Annotated in this window: 17 protein-coding genes and 1 tRNA gene; 9 read left to right on the top strand and 9 right to left on the bottom strand. The window is 32.0% G+C overall.

Features of this window, described 5'->3' with window-relative positions:
* The first annotated feature begins 82 nt into the window (after positions 1-82).
* The 6 genes from BW939_RS06630 (at position 83) to BW939_RS06605 (ending at position 7,462) form a co-directional block, all read left to right on the top strand.
* Entirely contained in the window at positions 83-1,237 is a 1,155-nt protein-coding gene (locus BW939_RS06630) for a pseudouridine synthase (protein WP_228417146.1), read from the top strand.
* Between the two features lie 492 nt (positions 1,238-1,729).
* A complete protein-coding gene (locus BW939_RS06625) occupies positions 1,730-2,452 on the top strand; it encodes an NUDIX hydrolase (protein ID WP_076451044.1) in 723 nt (240 codons plus the stop codon).
* A 304-nt stretch (positions 2,453-2,756) separates the two neighbouring features.
* Positions 2,757-3,557 carry a Cof-type HAD-IIB family hydrolase gene (locus BW939_RS06620; RefSeq protein WP_076451394.1) on the top strand — a complete coding sequence of 267 codons (801 nt, stop codon included), beginning with the start codon at positions 2,757-2,759 and terminating at the stop codon, positions 3,555-3,557.
* 306 nt (positions 3,558-3,863) lie between these two features.
* Positions 3,864-3,948: transfer RNA gene (locus BW939_RS06615), tRNA-Ser, on the top strand.
* Positions 3,949-4,307: 359 nt separating this feature from the next.
* A complete protein-coding gene (locus BW939_RS06610) occupies positions 4,308-6,641 on the top strand; it encodes a TonB-dependent receptor (RefSeq protein WP_076451042.1) in 2,334 nt (777 codons plus the stop codon).
* An 11-nt stretch (positions 6,642-6,652) separates the two neighbouring features.
* Positions 6,653-7,462 carry a DUF4249 domain-containing protein gene (locus tag BW939_RS06605; RefSeq protein WP_076451040.1) on the top strand — a complete coding sequence of 270 codons (810 nt, stop codon included), beginning with the start codon at positions 6,653-6,655 and terminating at the stop codon, positions 7,460-7,462.
* A 277-nt stretch (positions 7,463-7,739) separates the two neighbouring features.
* Here BW939_RS06605 and BW939_RS06600 read toward each other — a convergent pair whose 3' ends face one another.
* The 3 genes from BW939_RS06600 to BW939_RS06590 all read right to left on the bottom strand — a co-directional run bounded on the left by BW939_RS06600 (position 7,740) and on the right by BW939_RS06590 (position 10,488).
* Complete coding sequence (locus tag BW939_RS06600; RefSeq protein WP_076451038.1) at positions 7,740-8,114, bottom strand: response regulator transcription factor; 375 nt, start codon at positions 8,112-8,114, stop codon at positions 7,740-7,742.
* A 67-nt stretch (positions 8,115-8,181) separates the two neighbouring features.
* On the bottom strand, positions 8,182-8,385 hold the full coding sequence (locus BW939_RS06595) for a hypothetical protein (RefSeq protein WP_076451035.1): 204 nt from the start codon (positions 8,383-8,385) through the stop codon (positions 8,182-8,184).
* Between the two features lie 132 nt (positions 8,386-8,517).
* On the bottom strand, positions 8,518-10,488 hold the full coding sequence (locus BW939_RS06590; RefSeq protein ID WP_076451033.1) for an ATP-binding protein: 1,971 nt from the start codon (positions 10,486-10,488) through the stop codon (positions 8,518-8,520).
* Between the two features lie 603 nt (positions 10,489-11,091).
* Between BW939_RS06590 and BW939_RS06585 the strand changes: the two genes are divergently transcribed.
* Positions 11,092-11,349 carry a hypothetical protein gene (locus tag BW939_RS06585; RefSeq protein ID WP_076451030.1) on the top strand — a complete coding sequence of 86 codons (258 nt, stop codon included), beginning with the start codon at positions 11,092-11,094 and terminating at the stop codon, positions 11,347-11,349.
* Positions 11,350-11,401: 52 nt separating this feature from the next.
* On the opposite strand, the gene BW939_RS06580 is transcribed toward BW939_RS06585, so the two are convergent.
* From BW939_RS06580 to BW939_RS06560, 5 genes are all read right to left on the bottom strand, one after another.
* Positions 11,402-12,799, bottom strand: coding sequence for a M28 family peptidase (locus tag BW939_RS06580; protein ID WP_084566613.1), 1,398 nt, complete (start codon positions 12,797-12,799; stop codon positions 11,402-11,404).
* 54 nt (positions 12,800-12,853) lie between these two features.
* Positions 12,854-14,098, bottom strand: a complete 1,245-nt coding sequence (locus tag BW939_RS06575) for a DUF1015 domain-containing protein (protein WP_076451028.1) — start codon at positions 14,096-14,098, stop codon at positions 12,854-12,856.
* Positions 14,099-14,101: 3 nt separating this feature from the next.
* Positions 14,102-15,064, bottom strand: a complete 963-nt coding sequence (locus BW939_RS06570) for a D-2-hydroxyacid dehydrogenase (protein ID WP_076451025.1) — start codon at positions 15,062-15,064, stop codon at positions 14,102-14,104.
* 108 nt (positions 15,065-15,172) lie between these two features.
* Positions 15,173-16,237 (bottom strand): 3-phosphoserine/phosphohydroxythreonine transaminase, encoded by a 1,065-nt coding sequence (serC, locus tag BW939_RS06565; RefSeq protein WP_076451023.1) that lies wholly within the window; start codon positions 16,235-16,237, stop codon positions 15,173-15,175.
* Between the two features lie 117 nt (positions 16,238-16,354).
* Positions 16,355-16,705: a 4Fe-4S dicluster domain-containing protein gene (locus tag BW939_RS06560; protein ID WP_076451021.1), complete on the bottom strand. Its 351-nt coding sequence runs from the start codon at positions 16,703-16,705 to the stop codon at positions 16,355-16,357.
* 58 nt (positions 16,706-16,763) lie between these two features.
* On the opposite strand from BW939_RS06560, the gene BW939_RS06555 reads away from it, so the two are divergent.
* Positions 16,764-17,798, top strand: a complete 1,035-nt coding sequence (locus tag BW939_RS06555; protein ID WP_076451019.1) for an acyl-CoA reductase — start codon at positions 16,764-16,766, stop codon at positions 17,796-17,798.
* Between the two features lie 500 nt (positions 17,799-18,298).
* A complete protein-coding gene (locus tag BW939_RS06550) occupies positions 18,299-18,799 on the top strand; it encodes a hypothetical protein (protein ID WP_076451018.1) in 501 nt (166 codons plus the stop codon).
* A 24-nt stretch (positions 18,800-18,823) separates the two neighbouring features.
* Here the strand turns inward: BW939_RS06550 and BW939_RS06545 are convergent, their stop codons facing one another.
* Positions 18,824-19,861, bottom strand: a complete 1,038-nt coding sequence (locus BW939_RS06545) for a threonine aldolase family protein (protein WP_076451016.1) — start codon at positions 19,859-19,861, stop codon at positions 18,824-18,826.
* Positions 19,862-19,866: the final 5 nt, after the last annotated feature.

The raw sequence follows: 19,866 nt of genomic DNA, 5'->3' as shown, positions 1-19,866 counted from the left end.
TTAAAGCTGTACAAAGTTACAAAGTTATGATTCTTAATTTCTAACTCGTAACTAAATTACTATCTTTGCAAAAATATTTAGAATGAGCAGAGACAATAATAGTTCGGGGAGACCTAAAAAACCTAGATCTTCAACAAGAAATTCAGACAGTCCTCGTGCTTCAAAATCAGGAAATTCAGGATCAGACTCCTTTAAAAAGTCTTTTCCGAAAGCAGGTGAAAGAAATTCAGATTCTAGGAGAAATGGCGACAACAGTTACCAAGCCCGAATAGACAAGAAATTTTCAAAAACTGAACAAGAACCTTTTATTACCAGCTCAAGTGAAGATAAAAAGGCTTTCGGAAAATCAGCAACTAACAGCAGAGGAGGTAGCAGACCTAAAAGCTCTGACACCAGAGATAAATATGAAAGAGGCAGCCTGAAATATGGAAGAAGGCCAGGTGCAGAAAGAACTGATGAAGATAGAGATAAAGCAAGATCTTTCGTTCAGCAAAGAAGATTCAAAAAAGTAGAGCAAGATGTACATAAAGACACCATTCGTCTTAATAAGTATATCGCTAATTCTGGAATTTGCAGCAGGAGAGAGGCTGATGAGTTAATTACTCAAGGTTTGGTGGAAGTAAACGGAAAGGTGGTAAACGAAATGGGTTACCAAGTTCAAAAATCTGATAAAGTGGTATTTGACGGGCAAAATATTACTCCAGAAAAGCCAGTTTATGTACTTTTGAATAAACCAAAAGGATATATTTCTACTACTAAAGATGACAAAGCTAGAAAAACAGTAATGGATTTGGTTGCTAATGCTTCGCCATACAGAGTTTTCCCAGTCGGAAGATTAGATCGTTCAACAACCGGAGTTATTCTTTTGACAAATGATGGTCACATGACGAAAAAACTTACACATCCTTCTTTTGATGCCAAGAAAATTTATCATGTAACTTTAGATAAAAAGCTAACGAACGAAGACCTAAAACTTATTGCAGAAGGTATTCGTTTGGATGAAGGTATTGCAGAGGTAGATCAAATTTCATTTATCGAAGGTAAACCAAGAAATGAAGTAGGAATAGAGATTCATATTGGCTGGAATCGTGTTATCAGAAGGATTTTCCAAAGATTAGGATATGAAGTAGAAGCGTTGGATAGAGTAATGTTTGCGGGATTAACCAAGAAAAACATCAAAAGAGGCCACTGGAGAATTCTTACAGAATTGGAAGTGAATAATCTAAAAATGCTTTAGAAAAATTTTTTAGCTAAAATATAAACTGTCTCTTTGGAGACAGTTTTTTTTGTTTAAAAAAAATATTGCGCTTCACATAACGCTACTTTTTTTATAATTCATTGAATCAAAATTCAAAATAAGCAATTCAGATAAAAAATCAAAATATTTTTTATAAACTAATACATAGTTTTAACAAAAAAATAATCTATTTCAAGAATAAATACATTTCAGTTAAAAATGAATTAAAATGTATATAATATCATATTTCAAAACAAAATCTCAACAATATTATTAAGTAAAAATTATACTTCTAAGTAGTTATAAATGAGATTATACAACTGAAAAAGCATCCTCTTTTAAACCATAAGCTTATCATAAATTAAAAGCAATTAATATTATATACAATCTGAACTTAAAACATTGATTAACAGAACGTAAATTCAAATTAATTTTTTTTAATCCTTTTGAATATTTATATTTGTGATATTACGAAACTGCTAACATCCAACCATGATTTCAAATTTTATACACACCTACGTTTCTATAGATTGCGTTGTCTTTGGTTTTGACAACGAAAACAGACTCAACATTCTCTTGGTACAGAGGCATTTTGAAAATATTCCCGAAGAAAAACAGAGAAAACTCCCAGGAAGTCTCATCATGAACAACGAAGACGTAGACGATGCTGCACAACGCGTGCTTACTGAGCTTACAGGGATAAAAAAAATGGTCTTGAAACAGTTTAAATGTTTTGCAGATCCCAAAAGAGCCAATAAAAAAGATGTGCAGTGGATGGCTGAAGAATATAACCATCATATCGACAGAATTATTACAGTGGCTTATCTCTCATTATGTAAAATTAATAGAAAAATAAACTGCAGTAAATATGAAACTGTAGATTGGTTCCCAATAGATAAAGTTCCAGACTTGCCTTTTGATCATAATCAAATTATTAATGAATCTTTAATCGAAATCAGAAAATGGATAGAATCTGATTTCTCTATAATTTTTGAACTTTTACCAAAAAAATTTACCATCAGACAGCTATATCAGCTATACAGTGCAATTAGTGAAAAATATATCGATATTAAGAATTTTCACAAAAAAATATCTTCATTCAATTATATCATTCAGCTGGATGAGATTGAGACCAACGTAGCACATCGTGCAGCAAGATATTATAAGTTTGATCCAAAGATTTACAAAAAAAACAATACAAAACTCATCAAATAAATCGCATCCTAAAAATCATAATCATTTGAGACCATCTATCATTCGACACAACAGCCGAGCAGCTACATATTAATAAAAGGTTTTAAAAGCAAAATATACAAAAGCTTACGAAAGATAGAATATTTTTTTTCGGATTATCCAATTTTCAATCCAAAAATTACTTTTATGTAAAGATTTCATTATCTAAAAAATAAACTAATGTGACCTCCGAATCATTAATCTTTGCTTAAAACTGAATCATTTAGAAAGACCTACATTTGTGCATCTTAAAAGCATCAAAAAAAAGTCAAAAAAAAAAAGAAAAATGAAGGATATAAAGCTGATTGTAACAGATATGGACGGTACTTTTCTGAATTCTAAATACGAGGTAAGCCCAGATTTCCCACAAATTTATAAAGAACTAAAAAAAAGAAAAATCATATTCGTTCCTGCAAGTGGTAGGCAAATGTCTGGAATAACAAAATACTTCGGAGAAATTGAAAATGAAATAGGTTTCATTGCTGAAAACGGAGGTTACATAGTATACCAGAATAAAGAAATTTTCGCTGATAAGCTTCATCAAACTGCCATTGTAGAAATTATAAAAACCATAAGACAAATTCCTAATGCAAGAGCTGTTTTGAGTGCGAAAAACAGTTCTTATTACGAAAGTAGTGATCAGGATTTTATAGATTATTTCAGCAAATATTATATAAAAAATCAAAAAAAAGAAGACCTTACCAAACCTGTAGAAGATTCTGTATTTAAAATTGCAGTTTATCATCCTCTAAGTTCTGAAGATTTTCTATATCCTTCTTTGAAAAAATTTGAAAACGAAGACCTTGTAGTTGTAGTTTCTGGCAAAAACTGGCTAGACATTATGAACAAACACACCAACAAAGGTATTGCCATTGAGAAACTTCAAAAATCTCTTAATATTCTTCCCGAGCAAACCATGGCATTCGGAGACTATTTTAATGATATTGAAATGCTTAAAAATGCACATTATTCATTCGCCATGAAAAACGCACATCCATCAGTAAAAGAAGCTGCAAAATTTGAAGCTTGTTCTAATGACAGTTTTGGCGTTATGGAGACTATTAAAAACTATTTAAATCAGTTTTAAAAAAACAGTTCCAATTTTTTTTTGAGAATTTTCTTTTTCGGCTACTAAATTTATTTTCAAACATCGGCTAATTTTGTAAGCATATTTATAAAATAGAGATCACTCGACGTTTAGAACCAATATATCAAAAAATAGCCGATCCAATGAATTATAAAGAAGCAATTGAGGAAATCTCAACTACTTTAAATCACTCATTACCTTTAGTTTAATTTTTTAATAAAAATAATTATTAAATTTTTCTTTGCCAATACAAAAAAACTTTATATTTTTGCACCACTGAAAACAAAGATACTATCTGAGTTTTAGGGAGAGATGGCAGAGTGGTCGATTGCGATAGTCTTGAAAACTATTGACTGTAACAGGTCCGGGGGTTCGAATCCCTCTCTCTCCGCTGGTAGAGAAAATAAAAAACACCAAAAGCCTTTAAATAGTGATATTTAAAGGCTTTTTTGTGTTTATACGATATTAAAAAAATATCATTACGATACAAATAAAAAGTGAGTATCTAGGTGAATAGTAAGTTGTTTACAAAAACTGCAGAAAGCATTAGTAATAAAAATAAAATTATGAATACAAACTTAATTTTAGATTTAATTTTCAAAAAAAATCATAATAATATATCTGTAGAAATAGAAAGCTAGAGTATTGATTATTGAAATTATTTTTTTCTTTTTAAATTTAAGTTAAATACGATGATATCACCCCTTACTGAAATTTAAATTCAATATCTTTACTGCGTAAATTATTTGCATGCATATATCTTCGTTGAAAATTGCTACCTCTATAGCAGCAATTTGTTTCAGTACAGCCGTATTTTCACAAGAAAATTTTTCCGTAAGCGGTACTATAAAAGATCAAAAAAATGGTGAATTGCTCATTGGAGTAATCGTAAAAATTGCTGAAAACCCATCAATATCAGTTGTTGCCAATGAATATGGTTTTTATTCGCTTTCGCTTCCAAAAGGCTCTTACACTGTTATTATTTCTAATCCTGGTTTTAAAGATTTTCAGCAAAATATAATCGTTGAAAATGATCTAAAACAAAACATTCAGCTAGAGCAACAAAGTGAAGAAAAGACTTCTAATATTGATGAAGTGGTGATTGTTGCAGCAAAAAAAGACAAAAATCTTTCTTCTGCGCAAATGGGAACCGAAACATTGAGTATTAAACAAATAGACAAACTGCCAGTTTTGTTTGGTGAAAAAGATGTGATGAAAACCATTCAACTTTTGCCCGGAATTAAAAGCAATGGTGAAGGAAGCAGTGGTTTTTCTGTGAGAGGTGGTGCAATAGACCAAAACTTGATTTTATTAGATGAAGCTGCAGTTTACAATGCTTCACATTTGCTTGGTTTTTTCAGTACATTTAATAGTGATGCGCTAAAAGATGTGAGTATCATCAAAGGAAACAGTCCGGCACAATATGGCGGTAGACTTTCGTCTGTTTTGGATGTAAAAATGAAAGACGGCAACAACAAAGATTATAACGTGAATGGCGGAATTGGTTTAATCAGCAGTAGATTAAGCGTTGAAGGACCTATTCAAAAAGAAAAATCTTCATTTATTGTTTCGGGAAGAAGAACGTATGCAGATGTATTTTTAAAGGCAACGGATGATTTTAAAGATAGCAAGCTGTATTTCTATGATTTAAATTTAAAAGCCAATTATCAAATTAATGAAAACAACCGTTTGTATTTATCTGGATATTTTGGAAGAGATGTTTTAGGCTTGGGCGATACTTTTTCCACAGATTGGGGAAACACCACAGCAACGTTGCGTTGGAATAGTATTATCAGCAGTAAATTATTCTCCAACACCTCATTCATTTACAGCAATTACAATTACAATGTAAGTTTAAGCAGTAACAATAATACTTTCGGATTAGATTCTACAATTGAAGACTGGAATTTGAAACAAGATTTCTCTTGGTTTGCAGGAAATAAGCATTCTGTGAAATTTGGTTTACAGTCTATATACCACACGATTACACCTAGTAGTGCATCCGGAACCAGCGTAAGCAGTTTCCCGAGAAATCCTAGATATTCTTGGGAGAATGCTTTGTACATTAATGACGATTTCAAAGCGACAGAAAAACTAACGATTAATTATGGAGCGAGATTAGCAATGTTCAGTGTTTTGGGTGGCGACACTTTTAACACTTATGAAAACGGAACTATCATCGGTTCTGAATTTTTGGAAAAAGGGAAATTCGGGAAAACCTACGTTAATCTTGAACCGCGAATCACTGCAAATTACAGAATCAATGAAGTCAGCAGCGTGAAAGGTGGCTATTCTAGAAACACACAAAACTTACATTTATTAAGCAATAGCGGAAGCGGAAACCCAACCGACCAATGGATTGGAAGCAGCTACACTGTGAAACCTGAAATTGCAGACCAAATAAGTGCCGGCTACAGCCGAAATTTCAACAATAATAATTATGAAGTGAATGCTGAGATATACTACAAATCAATGCAGAATCAAATTGATTATAAAAACGGAGCGCAAATTTCATTCGATACTGCTGCAGATGTTGAAAGCGAATTATTATTCGGAAAAGGAAGAGCTTACGGTTTAGAATTAATTGCTAAAAAGAAAAGCGGAAAACTAACCGGTTGGATTTCTTACACCTTATCAAAAACCGAAAGAAAAATCAACGGAATCAACGATAATGAATGGTATGACGCAAGACAAGATAAAACACACGACCTATCTGTAGTAGCTACTTATCAGCTGAATCCACAGTGGTCTTTTTCAGGATTATTCCTTTATAGTACTGGGAATGCGGTCACTTTCCCAACAGGAAAATATGAATTGAACGGAGAAACTGTTTTTCAATACAGCAACAGAAATGCTGATAGAATGCCAGCGTACCACAGAATGGATGTGAGTGCAACGTATGAACCAACGTCTAGTAAGCGTTTTAAAGGTTCTTGGTCTTTTGGAGTTTACAATGTTTACGGAAGGCAAAATGCATACACAATTACATTTGAAGATAACCCAAATAATCCAGGAACAACCAGAGCGATGCAAACTTCACTCTTCCGTTGGGTTCCGAATATTACTTATAACTTCAAATTTTAATATAGCTAACTATGAAAAATATATTTTCAATTATATTATCCCTGTTTTTAGTGATTTCTTGCGAAAAAGAAATCAACCTTGATTTGGAAGATCAAAGTGGAAACATAGTGATAGAAGCCAACATTACAGATCAAGCTGGTCCTTATTACGTTAAAATAACAAAAACGGTCGCTTTTACCCAAGCCAATCAATATCCATCCATTGAGAATGCACAAGTAGTTTTGAGCGATAATACCGGACAAACCGAAACATTACAATACGTAGGAAACGGAAGATATAAAACTTCAACTTTTATTGGCCAATCTGGGAGAACCTATACTCTAAAAATTCAAGCAGAAGGGAAACAATATACTTCAACAAGTAAAATGCCTGAAGCGGTTTCTTTTGATAATTTGGAGCAAGACTCATTTGTAGTAGGTGGCGAAACCAGTTATACACTTTTACCTGTTTTTACAGATCCACAGACATTAGGAAATCGTTATCTTTTCACTTACACGATTAATAACAATCCCAAAAAATATTTCTCTGAATTTTCTGATAATGTTAACAACGGATTGCCCAACCAAAGACCTTTAATATTACCAAATGACAATGGCGATGAGCCAGATAATATAAAAGTGGTGGTGGGAGATACCGTTCATGTAGAAATGCAATGCATAGATGATAAAGTTTATTTATTTTATGCTGCTTTATTACAACTTTCTGGTGGCGGTCCGGGAGGCGGAGTTACTCCAGCCAATCCTCCGAGTAATATTAGTAATGGAGCTTTAGGTTATTTTTCTGCACATACAGTAAGAACGAGAAATATAGTAATCAATTAGGTTTATACAGGGAGATTAAGTCTTGTTCCACGAGAAAACAACAGTAATAGAAAATAGTTTTTTCACAACAACAGCTCCCGAGGATTAAACAATTATTGTGATTTTTATCTGATAAAATTGTTTTTAAATCAATTAACTTTTTGTACTGTTTTATAAAATTAAAAAGACTTTTCTTGAACTGAAAAGTCTTTTTAATTTTATAAATATTGCTTTTAGTAAAGAAAAAAATGGAAAAATCTCTATTAAATAATAATTGAAAAATCCCAAAATTTGAATTTTATCCTTCAGATTTTGAGTCTCTCGTTAAGTTTTCAATTTGAGTGATTACATCATCAATATCAAAAGGTTTACTTATAAATACATCTGCATTGCAAGATTTTACAACATCATCGTTTTTAGCATGTGCGCTAATAATCATAACTGGAACCGTAGCAGATTGAGGGTCGTTCTTCGTTTGATTGCAAACATCAGTACCCAAACCATCTGGCATCATGACATCAAAAATAAATAAGTCTGGAACAATAGATTTATCTCTCTCCGTAAATGCGGAAATAGTTGAAAATGAACGAACGTCATAGTTTTCAAATGATAATAACAATTGTAAAGCATCTCTGATGCCTGTATCGTCTTCAAGTATATAGATAGTTTTCATATCCGTGGTTAAGCAAATCAGAAGCCAAAATTATTCTACATTAAAATTATTTTTAATCTTAAAACAATTAAATTACTTTTTCATCTTTTAGATGTATAGCAAGCTGAAAAAGAGTTTTCGCTTTGTATAGTTTTCTAAGGCTGCTTAGTCTTTTTTCCACTAGACTCTCACTCATAACTATGGAATGATGCAAATTTAATTGACCTCTTATTTCATTTACTTTAAAGCCTTCAACGAGGTATTTGATGATGAGTTGATCTCTTTTTTCCATTTTTAAATATACTATTTTTTTTAATTGTTAAAATTTAAATTAAAGCAAAAAATATTATTTTCGTTATGCAAAGAATTTTAAATCTCTATAAAAACTAAACTACAATTGCTCTTATCAATTGAATTTGGTAATTCATGATTCTTCATGCATTGGTAGCGTTAACCAAAACGTACTACCGTAGCCTTTTGTACTATTTACACCAATTTCTCCACCATGCCGTTTTATAATTTCTGCTGAAATATACAATCCTAAGCCTAAACCAGAATATTGTTTTTCTTCATAATGTGCTCTAAAATAACGTTCAAACAAGAGAGGCTGTATTTCTTCATCAATTCCATCTCCAAAATCTGTTACGCCAATTTTCATTGAATCACCAATTTTCTCTATCGTCAAAAAAATCTCTTTACAATGTGGGGCATATTTCAATGCATTATTAAGAAAATTGGCAACTACTTGATAAATACGATCTTCATCTGCAATCACTTTCGCCTGTAAATCTCCAATTATTTTTATTTGGTGGGTTTCTGCAAGCCTAAGAGATTCGCAACAGGCATCGAGCATTTCAGATATAATAAAGTTGGTTTTTACGAGTTCCATTTTTCCGCCGCTCAGTCTATTTAGATTAAGAAGATCATCTACCAGTATTGTAAGTTTATCAATACTCTTCACAGATTGCTCAATCAATCTAGGAATCTTGTCGTGATTAGGTCGATTTTTTAACCTATCTAAAAGTTGTATGCTGGCTTTTAAACTTGTAATAGGAGTTTTCAACTCATGACTTGCAATGCTTAAAAAATCATCTTTTTGAGTTTCGTAATTTTTGCGTTTTGTAATATCAGATGTCACGCAATTCATATAGGCGGGTTTCCCTTCAGAATCGTAACTTGTTAATCCAGAAGCATTCATCCAGTGAAAAGAGCCATCCGGCCATTGTATTAAATATTCAGCATTATAAGGAACTGCATTTTCAATAGAATCATTTACTTTCGCAGTCACTATATTTCTATATTCCGGAACAATAGATTCCAACAAATCTTCAAAGTTGAACAAATCATTTTTTAAACGACCATAATTGTTTTTGCATACTTCAGAGCAAATCATTTTACCTGTAACAAGATCAAGGGTATAAGTTCCTAGTTGCCCGGCTTTTAAAGCCATTTCATATTGTTGATTAAGAGTTTCCAGCTCTTGTTTTTTATTTATTTGGTCTGTTACCTCGTTAGCGATTACAATGATTGAAGTAGTGTTTCCATTTTCATCTTTTAGGGGCTCATAAATAAAGTCAAACCATGCATCATACAGATTTCCGTTATTTTCAAGTTTTGTTTTTGCTGTATTTCCCACGTAAGGCGTTCCTGTTTTTAGCACATCAGCAAGAATATTAAGGTATGGATGCCCTTTCAATTCAAGTAGAGCTTCTGCAAGAGGTTTACCTATAACGTCTTTATTTTTTCTCCATAGTTTGAGAATCATTTCGTTGGCTGTTTCTATAATCAATTCTTCGCCACTTAAAATTCCGAAAGCTACAGGGGCATTTTTTATAAAAGATTTTAAACGTAACTCGCTGTTTTCAAGCTTTTCAATAGTATCTAAGGAAGAAAGTCTAAGTTCAATTTGATCCATTGCCGTTTTTGCCAACCCCTCAAGAATTTGTTTCTCTTGCGCAGAAAATAATCTTGTTTTTTGATCTATGATACACAAAGTTCCTATTAAATGTCCGTCATGTGTAATCAAAGGAGCACCTGCATAAAACCTTAGTCCAAAATCACCTATTACATTAGGATTTGTCATTAAACAAGGTTCTTTCAATGCATCTTCAAAAACAGTAACATTTTGGTTCAATACCGCCAAGGAACACAAACTTTTACCACGGTTGGTTTTTTTTGCACTTCCCATTCCTATATTTGCCTTAAAAAAAACTGATTCTGAATCTACAAGAGAAATCAACGCTATAGGAACATTAAAAATCTGGGTTGCCAGTTTAGCTATACCATTAAAACTATCTTCAGAAGGTGTATCCGTAATTTTATATCTTTGTAGAGCTTGCAGCCTCTCGTTTTCATTCTCGGGTATTATATTTAATCCAAAGGTATTTTCAATCATGTAGAACAATATTAAAAGCGGGTAAAGTTAAGGATATTTGATTACCAAACAACGCGTTATGCATTAATAGAGTAGGATTTGATTCGTCTAAAAAAATCGGAACACAAAATACCACAATCTATCTGCAAAGTTTCTGATAAAACAATAGGTTTTAAATTACAAAGGCAAATGTGGTCCCACAGAAGATGTTTTGAACTTATCTTGATATTAATAAACTAGAAACAACCAAGCAAGAAGTACAAAAGTAAAACTATTTACAGATATTCTATTAAGCCATCAATAGTAGTTGAACCAAACACAATCACATAATTGCACTAGTTGGTTAAATATTTTAATATATTTTAGATTTAAATTTAAATATATTCTGTCAATAAAGTTTTCATGTTTAAAATTTAAATTTAATAACAAAAAAAGCAGAATACAGTAATTTCAAGGAAGTAATATGTTTATTAAATCTATTACAATAATCAATCTATTTTAAATTAAATTTATAGATAATCGATTATAACAAAATTAATCGAAATATATGTGAACTTAACTGCTAAATCAATTTTTTTTTGGAGATTACAAAATTTTGCTTAATTTTAAGAAAAAAATACAAAGATGAAAAAAATCGAATTCTTATCAGAATCTGGTCTCGAGCTGGGTAATGTTTCAATTGGTGGTATCAACATTTCCGAGATAGAAAATTTCTTAGAAAGCATTTATAATGAAAGCTTTGAATATATTTGCCTCTATTATGACGAAGAAAATAAAATACTTTGCCTAGAGGAAGAAAGAGGTGTAATATTTCCGCAATATGGTCACTTCATTACCCTTATTACAGAAAGTAAATACAAACACTGCTTTGATTTCGCTTAAACAGAAGCTAAAAAAAATAAAAAAACGGTACATTAAAAGTACCGTTTTTGTTTTACCAATTTTTATCAACCATAAAAATCAACTGAGTCATCACAACTGCCCCCATAAGGAGTTCACGCTTATTTACTTTATCTAAAGTATCTTCGGTAGAGTGGTGATAATCAAAGTATCTTTGGGTATCTACCACCATTTCAGCTAAAGGAATATCTAGTTTTTTTAGAGGTAAAACATCCTGTATAGCTTCAGTTTGATCAAAATCATAAACGCCATAAGGTAGAAAATAGTTTTTCCATTCAAAAATCAGTCTTCTTCTCTGGGGCGACATATCTAGTCTGAAACCTCGTGGCGAATAACCGCCCGAATCTGAGCCTAATGCTAAAATATGCTTTTCTTCCTTTTTCTTCACATAAGCTGCGTACATATCCCGCCCTTGTCCGCCATTTTCACTATTGGCATATAAAATTACTCGAATGGTATGATTATTCTCTAAACCTAAAGCCTTAAAAGCCCTCAAAACTTCAATACATTGTACTACACCAGTACCGTCATCGTGAGCACCTTCCGCAAAATCCCAAGAATCTAATTGTGCACCTAGCAAAATTATTTTCCCGTCTTTTTTTCCGGGAATTTCGGCAATAATATTTTGATTCACCGTTTCGCCTTTGGATTGCGCAGACATATTGAGTTTCGCCTTCACAGTTTGTTTAGACAAAAGTTTTTCTAGTTCATCAGCAGATTTTGCCCCAATAGTTATAGCAGGAATTCTTGCTTTGTCATCCGGTTCATACACAATCATTTTCGCATGAGGAACATCATCAATTGCTGTTGTAAGTGATCTTATAATTAATGCTTTAGCACCTTTTTGGCCAATAACTGAAGCTGCCAGAAGTTTATTTTTGGCTGCACTCAAGTAGGCATCAACAGGATTTACATACGTTTGGTCCATAGGGTAATTCACAAAAATAATTTTGTCTTTTACATCAGCAGAAATCAATTTATTTAAATCTTTCACATCATTAATCATCATGATATCTGCAATCATATCTTTACCATCTGTACCTTCAGAATTTCCAAAAGACAGCATTTTAATTGATTTCCAATCGCCGTTTGCTGCTTTTATCTGCAAATATTCTCTACCCCGAATCCAAACGGGAACCTTTACATCTTGTCTCCAAACTTTCTCTGCACCAGCTTCCTTAAGGTTTTTTTCTGCCCAATCTGCAGCTTTGGCATAACCGACTGTCCCGCTAAATCTTGCACCTACACTTTTGGTTAATTCCCCTAAGTTATTATAAGCCGTACTGTTAATTAATATTTCATCAGAAATTTTTTTGAATTCTTCATGATAATTAAATTTTTCTGCAGCCGTTTTTGGCTTCTTAACAGGTTTTTTCTGGGAAAATAAAAATCCACCCAGAAAGAGTGGAATTATAATGAGTATTTTTTTCATTTTAAAACTGCCCGAATCTTTTCAGAGCATAAATTTAATTAAAAAATAAAATAGTTACTGCTTCATGTCATACATTAACAAAGCTGTAACTAATTTTGGCTCTATAAAAGTACATTTTGGTGGCATTCTTAATTTTAAATCAGAAATTTTAATCATATCATTAAAACTTACAGGGAAAATTCCAAATCCTACTTTTCCTTCTCCATTATCTACTTTTTCTTTCAAAAGACTGATTCCTGTAAGGTTGGATGAGCCTTTTACATAAGAGATTTTATCTGAACTGTCAGAGTTTTTGATGTCTAAAATATCGTTGAAAATATATTTATCTATAAGATGATGATCTAGATTATCTAACGACATCTCTTGCGAACGAAGATCATGTCTTACATGAAGGGAATAATATTTACCATCTAGATACATAGAAATATGAAACTTTTGCGACGGGTAATAGGGGGTTTCTCCTTTCTCATGAATCAAAAAATATTTTTCTATTTTCTTTAAAAAATCTTCTGTAGAGAGCCCGTTTAAATCAGTCACTACACGGTTATAATCGTGAATTTTTATTGATTGGTTGGAGACAATGAAGCTATAAACAAAATTATAAGCTTCAGTACCGCTATGTCTTTTGTTTTTCTCTTTATGACGTTGTGCATATAAGGCGGTAGAGCCAATTCTATGATGCCCGTCGGCAATGTAAAAAGATTCAATTTGATCAATAACTTCTTTAAATTGTTGAAGTTTTAATCGATTATCAATTCTCCAAATTTTATGTCGGATTCCGATGGTATCAACATGATTAAAAATAGGGACATTTTTCTCTTCATGATTCATCAAAAGCTCAATTTTGGGGCTAGATTGATAGGTTAACAACACGGGTTCTGCCTGTAAATTTACTTTATCTAAATAATGGGCGAGTTTCTCTTTTTTCTGAGGAATCGTGCTTTCATGTCTTTTGATTTTTCCGTTCAAGAAATCTTCTATGCTTGCAAGCCCCATCAAACCTCTATACACCTGTTTGTTTGGGTAAATCTGCTCATACAAATAGAAAGAAGAACTGTCTTGTATCAATATATTTTCTTCTACAAGCTCTTCAAAAGTGGTGCGTATTTTCCTTAAATTCCTATCTACGTCTTTAGATTTGCTCACCACATAAGGCTTTATCATATTGATATATGTATTTTCTTTCTGAGCCTTTTCTGTAATCTGAGCCTGAGTAAAGTTGTCTAAAGGATGTGTAGGGAAGGTCGACTCATGATCTTTATGAGGTCTTATTCCGCGGAATGGTCTAAAAACAGGCATATTTTATAATATAGTTTGGTTGATTTTAATAATTTGCTCTGCAAGCTCAATCCCAATTTTTTCTTGTGCATCAATCGTATTTCCACCAATATGTGGCGAAAGTGAAAGATTAGAATTCATTAAAAGGATTAATTCTGGGTTGGGTTCTGTTTCAAAAACATCTAAAGCTGCACCAGCAACTTTTCCATTTTCTATAAAATCGAGTAGTGCAACTTCATTCAGAACGCCCCCTCTTGCAGTATTTACGATATAAACTCCATCTTTCATTTTCTCAAATTGAGGAGTATCTATGATGTATTCTGTTGTTTTGGGTGTGTTTATGCTAATGAAATCTGTATTTCTTAGAAATTCATCAGAATTGTTGGTTGAAGTAATTTCAAAGCTTAAATTCTGTCCGTCAAAAAATTCTAATTTCAAGATTTCAGTTTTGGGTTTCCTTGTAAGAACTTTAATTTTCATACCTAAAGAAATTCCAATTTTCACTACTTCTTGCCCAATACTTCCAAAACCGATAACACCCAACGTTTTGCCAGAAAGTTCATAAGCATTATTGAAAGATTTTTTCATAGCATTAAAATGAGTTTCTCCTTCCAAAGGCATCAATCTATTGGATTCGTGAAGAAATCTCGCTAATGAAAAAAAATGTCCGAAAACAAGCTCTGCAACAGATTTTGATGAAGCAGTAGGTGTGTTAATTACGTAAAGACCTTTTTCTATAGCATATTCTACATCTATATTATCCATACCAATACCACCTCTTCCCACAATTTTCAAACTCGGACAGGCATCAATAAGATCTTTTCGCACTTTGGTAGCACTTCTTACAAGAAGTACATTGACCTTGTTTTCGTTGATGAAATTAGCAAGATGATCTTGAGCAACTCTATGCTCCAAAATTTCAAAACCTGCATTTTTAAGTGCTGTTTCTCCACTTTTTGAAATTCCGTCGTTGGCTAAAATTTTCATACTCATTTTTATTTTATTCAATATCAGATAGTAAAGAAGAGATTATCCTCTGTTAAGATTTGACATTTTACCTTAAATTGTGATAAATTTTGGGTTGTCTAATATATGTTAATTTATTGAATTCATCACATCTACCAAAACCTGCACACTTTCAATAGGTAATGCATTATAGATACTTGCACGATACCCCCCTAAACTACGGTGACCATTAAGTCCGCTTATACCAGCAGATTTCCATGCTGCATCAAATTGTTCTTTCTTAGAATCATCAATTAACTTAAATGAAACATTCATCAAAGAGCGATCTTCTTCATGGCAATAGGTTTCAAATAAAGGATGATTATCTATAGCGTCATACAAAAGTTTTGCTTTTGTAATATTTCTTTCTTCTGCAGCCGCAATTCCTCCGTTGTTTTCTAAATGCTGCAGCGTTAGTAAAGTTGCAAAAATTGGGAAAACTGGTGGCGTATTGTACATTGATTCTTTAGAAATATGCTGAGAATAATCTAGGATTGAAAACATATTTTCTCTTCCTGTATTTCCTAAAATTTCTTTTTTAATTACAACCAAAGTTACTCCAGCAGGTCCCATATTTTTCTGAGCTCCAGCATATATCAAATCAAATTTTGAGAAATCAAGTTGTCTTGAGAAAATATCTGAACTCATGTCGCAAACCATCAAAGTATCTACTTTAGGAAATTCTTTTATCTGCGTTCCGTAAATTGTATTATTTGATGTACAATGGAAATAATCATATTCTGAACCTACTTTATAATCTTTTGGAATGTAAGAGTAATTATCTTCTTTTGAAGAACCAACTACATCCACTTCTCCTACTTTTTTAGCTTCTTTAATAGCTCCTGCGGCCCAAACGCCAGTATCCAAGTAAGCTGCTTTACCGCCAACTTTTAGAATATTATAAGGCACCATTGCAAACTGCAAACTTGCTCCACCACCAAGATAAAGCACTTCATAATCATCTCCAAGATTCATTAATCGCTTTACAATTGCTCGTGCTTCATCCATTACAGCAACAAAATCTTTACTTCTGTGAGAAATTTCAAGAAGAGATAAACCGATACCGTTGAAATCTAAAATGGCTTCTGCTGATTTTTGAAAAACTTCTTGAGGTAAGATACATGGTCCTGCGCTGAAGTTGTGCTTTTTACTCATAATTTTAAAGTTTTTTTTTTGCAGAGATTACACTGCTTTTTATTTATAAGAGTTTATTTTATTTTAAAAATTTAAAGATAAAAAAAAACCGCCTCATTTCAAGTGAGACGGCAGATTTTATTCGCCATGAAGGAATGCTTTCTTATTAAGTAATGTTTCTTCACTTTCTACGTGATCTTCATCTGGCACACAACAGTCTACAGGGCAAACTGCGGCACATTGAGGCTCTTCGTGAAAACCTTTACACTCTGTACATTTATCTGTTACAATAAAATACACATCGTCACTTACGGGTTCTTGAGGCGAATCCGCATCAATCGTAAGACCAGAATGCATGGTCACTTTTCCTCTGAGTTCAGTACCTTCAGATGCTTTCCAATCTACTGCTCCCTCATATATTGCATTGTTGGGACATTCTGGTTCGCAGGCACCGCAATTAATGCATTCATCAGTTATTTTAATAGCCATCGCTAATTTTTTTTAAATTTGTACAAAATTACGAAATATTCCCAAATTTAAACGAATTATGAATGTTGAACACAAAGTTTTAGAACTTGTCCAATTAAGTGACTTAATAAAAACATATTTAACAAAAAATTCTGAAGATTTCAACGAAAATGATTTAGAATTGGAACAAACCCTAAGAAAATCAGAAATTGAAAACCCTTGGTTTACTTTAGAAAATCAAAAAAAGGCACTAGAACAATGGGTTTCGGTTTTAAATTATCCCCAGATTACGGAATGGCTGAGCCAATATTCTGAAAACAAAGTTCAAAAAAGAGTAGGTTTGATACTTGCCGGAAATATTCCTATGGTAGGTTTTCATGATGTAATTTCTGTGATATTGAGCAATCACATTCCAGTGATTAAATTATCATCTAAAGACAAAACACTACTTCCTTTTTTACTTAAAAAATGGAATGAAATCTCCAACGGAAATCTTCAATACGAAATTGTAGAGCGACTTGAAAATTTCGATGCGGTAATTGCCACCGGAAGTAACAATACGGCACGTTATCTTGAATATTATTTTAGAAAGCAACGTTCAATAATTCGCAAAAACAGAACTTCTGTAGCCATAATTTCAGGAAATGAAACTAATGAAGAGCTAGCATTTTTAGCTAAAGATATTTTTCAGTATTTTGGTTTAGGATGCAGAAATGTAACCCGTCTTTTTTTACCAAAAGATTATTTAATTGACAAAATTTTTGAAAATTTCATCAATTATCAAGACATTATAAATCATAATAAATATGCTAATAATTATGATTACAATAGGGCAGTATATCTATTAAATCAAGATCAATTTTGGGATAATAATTTTATAATGTTGAAAGAAGATGAAAAGCTATTCAGCCCGCTTTCTGTGATTAACTTCAGCAGATATGATAATTTGGATGACGTGAAAAATTTTCTTGTTCAAAATGAAGAAAACATTCAATGTGTAGTCTCTCAAACTGAAGGTTTTGAAAACTCAGTTGCCTTTGGCGAAGCGCAAAATCCTAGTTTAGATACTTATGCTGATAATGTAGATACGATGAAGTTTCTCTCGGAAATCTAATTATAGAATAGTTTGTCGTCTTTTCATTATTTTTTTCTCACAGACATCAGAAAACACCTAAGTTGTTGAAAGAAAATAAATTAAATTCAAATCTAAACTATTAAAAGACAAAACTTTACGAATCTAATTTTTGGAAATTTTTGCAATAGTTTTGAAAATTCGGAAAAATATTTTTTTTATTTTCTTTCAAAAAAAGTAAAAAACAAGTTATAAAGATGTGATTAAAAAACTATATCGAGGCATTAGTTCCTAAAGAAATAGAGACGAATACAACACATTATCAAACAGTTAAACAACATAATGCTTCAAGATTCTGAAGCATTAATTTGTGTTTTTAGTGAGAAAAAAAGTACAGGGAAAATCTAAAAGTTAACATAATATAAATTATAGGACATTATAGAATTGAGTATTATAGCTCTAAATAATCCCGAAAACTAAGTTTGTCAATTTGTGATTTCTTACTTACATTCGCTAAACCAATATTAAAGAAATCTTCTACAATGAAAAAATTAATAATTACAGGTATTTTAGGCATTCTCGTTTTTAGTTGCAAAAAACAAGAAAAACAAGAAAATAATACTGTGAAAAAAGACACTACAGAAATTGCAAATCAACCAATTGATACGCTAGGTGCAAAAAATTTCTGCTACATGAAAGTTATTGGCAAAGACACAATTGTGGCTAATTTTGACGACAACTTGGGGACAATTACCGGAAAATTAATGTATAAAAATCATGAAAAAGACAGCTCAAAAGGCAATGTTTCAGGATTTAGATCTGGTGATACCTTAAAACTGACTTATGAATTTACTGCTGAAGGAACAACCAGTAAAAGAGATATTTACTTTTTGCAAAAAGATAATTCACTTTTTGAAGGTATAGGAAATCAAAAAGATAATGCAGGGCAAATGATTTACGAAAACGAAAAGAAAATTTCTTACCCAGAAAATCAAAAATTGGAAACAGCGAATTGCGAAAAAATAAATGAGATTTTAAAATAACAAAACAGGCAAATGGCTGTTTTGTTATTTTAAAAAAAAATCTTTCAATCTTTTAGTAAATTCTTCTACAACATAGTTTTTTGTATTCCAAGATGTTATTATACGAATCGCTGATTTTTCTTCATCAATTTTTTGCCATACATAAAATTCAAAATTTTCTGAAAGTTTCTGAATAATAGTATTTTCAAGAATCGGAAATATTTGGTTGGTTGATGTATCGCTTAGAAATTGAATCCCATTTTCAGTCATTACTTTTTTGATTTTCATCGCTTGAATGTTGGCATTTTCACCTAGCTCGAAATATAAATTATCTTTAAAAAGTTCCAGGAACTGTATACCCAAAAGTCTTCCTTTCGCCAAAAGGGCTCCTTTTTGTTTAATGTTAAATGCAAAATCTTGTTGTAAATCCGGATTATTAATTACAATCCCCTCACCTATTAAAGCTCCATTCTTTGTGCCACCAATATAAAATACATCCGTTAAATCAGCAATTTGATCAAATTTCAAGTCATTAATTTCCGAAGTTAAAGCTTGTGCTAGTCTTGCTCCATCCATAAAAAGATAGAGATTATTATCTTTACAAAATTTAGAAAGTAATTGTAATTCTTCAGCTTTATAAATTGTACCCAATTCTGTTGAATTGGAGATATAAACCAATTTTGGCATTACCTGATGCGGAATATTTTTATGATTTTCAAGAATCTGAACAATATCTGAAGGACGAAGTTTCCCATCAGCAGTTTCTACCCCTAAAATTTTATGTCCTGTAGCCTCAATCGCACCAGTTTCGTTGTTGAGAATATGTCCTGTGGTTGCTGCAATAACCGCTTGATAAGGTTTTAGTATAGATGAAATTACAATTAAGTTAGCCTGAGTTCCACCAGAAACAAAATAAATTTCAGATTTTTCAGAGTTCAATTTTTTTTTTATAATTTCTTTCGCTTTTAATGAATAAAAATCTTCACCATATCCTGGTTGCTGATCTTCATTATAATTCACTAATGCTTGTAAAATATCAGGATGAGCCCCTTCAGAATAGTCGTTTTTAAAAGAGATTTTCATGAAGT

Source organism: Chryseobacterium piscicola (assembly GCF_900156685.1).
In the GTDB taxonomy this organism is placed as follows: domain Bacteria; phylum Bacteroidota; class Bacteroidia; order Flavobacteriales; family Weeksellaceae; genus Chryseobacterium; species Chryseobacterium piscicola.
Note: the sequence above shows the minus strand (reverse complement) of the source record. Positions and strands in the feature narration are given on the sequence as shown.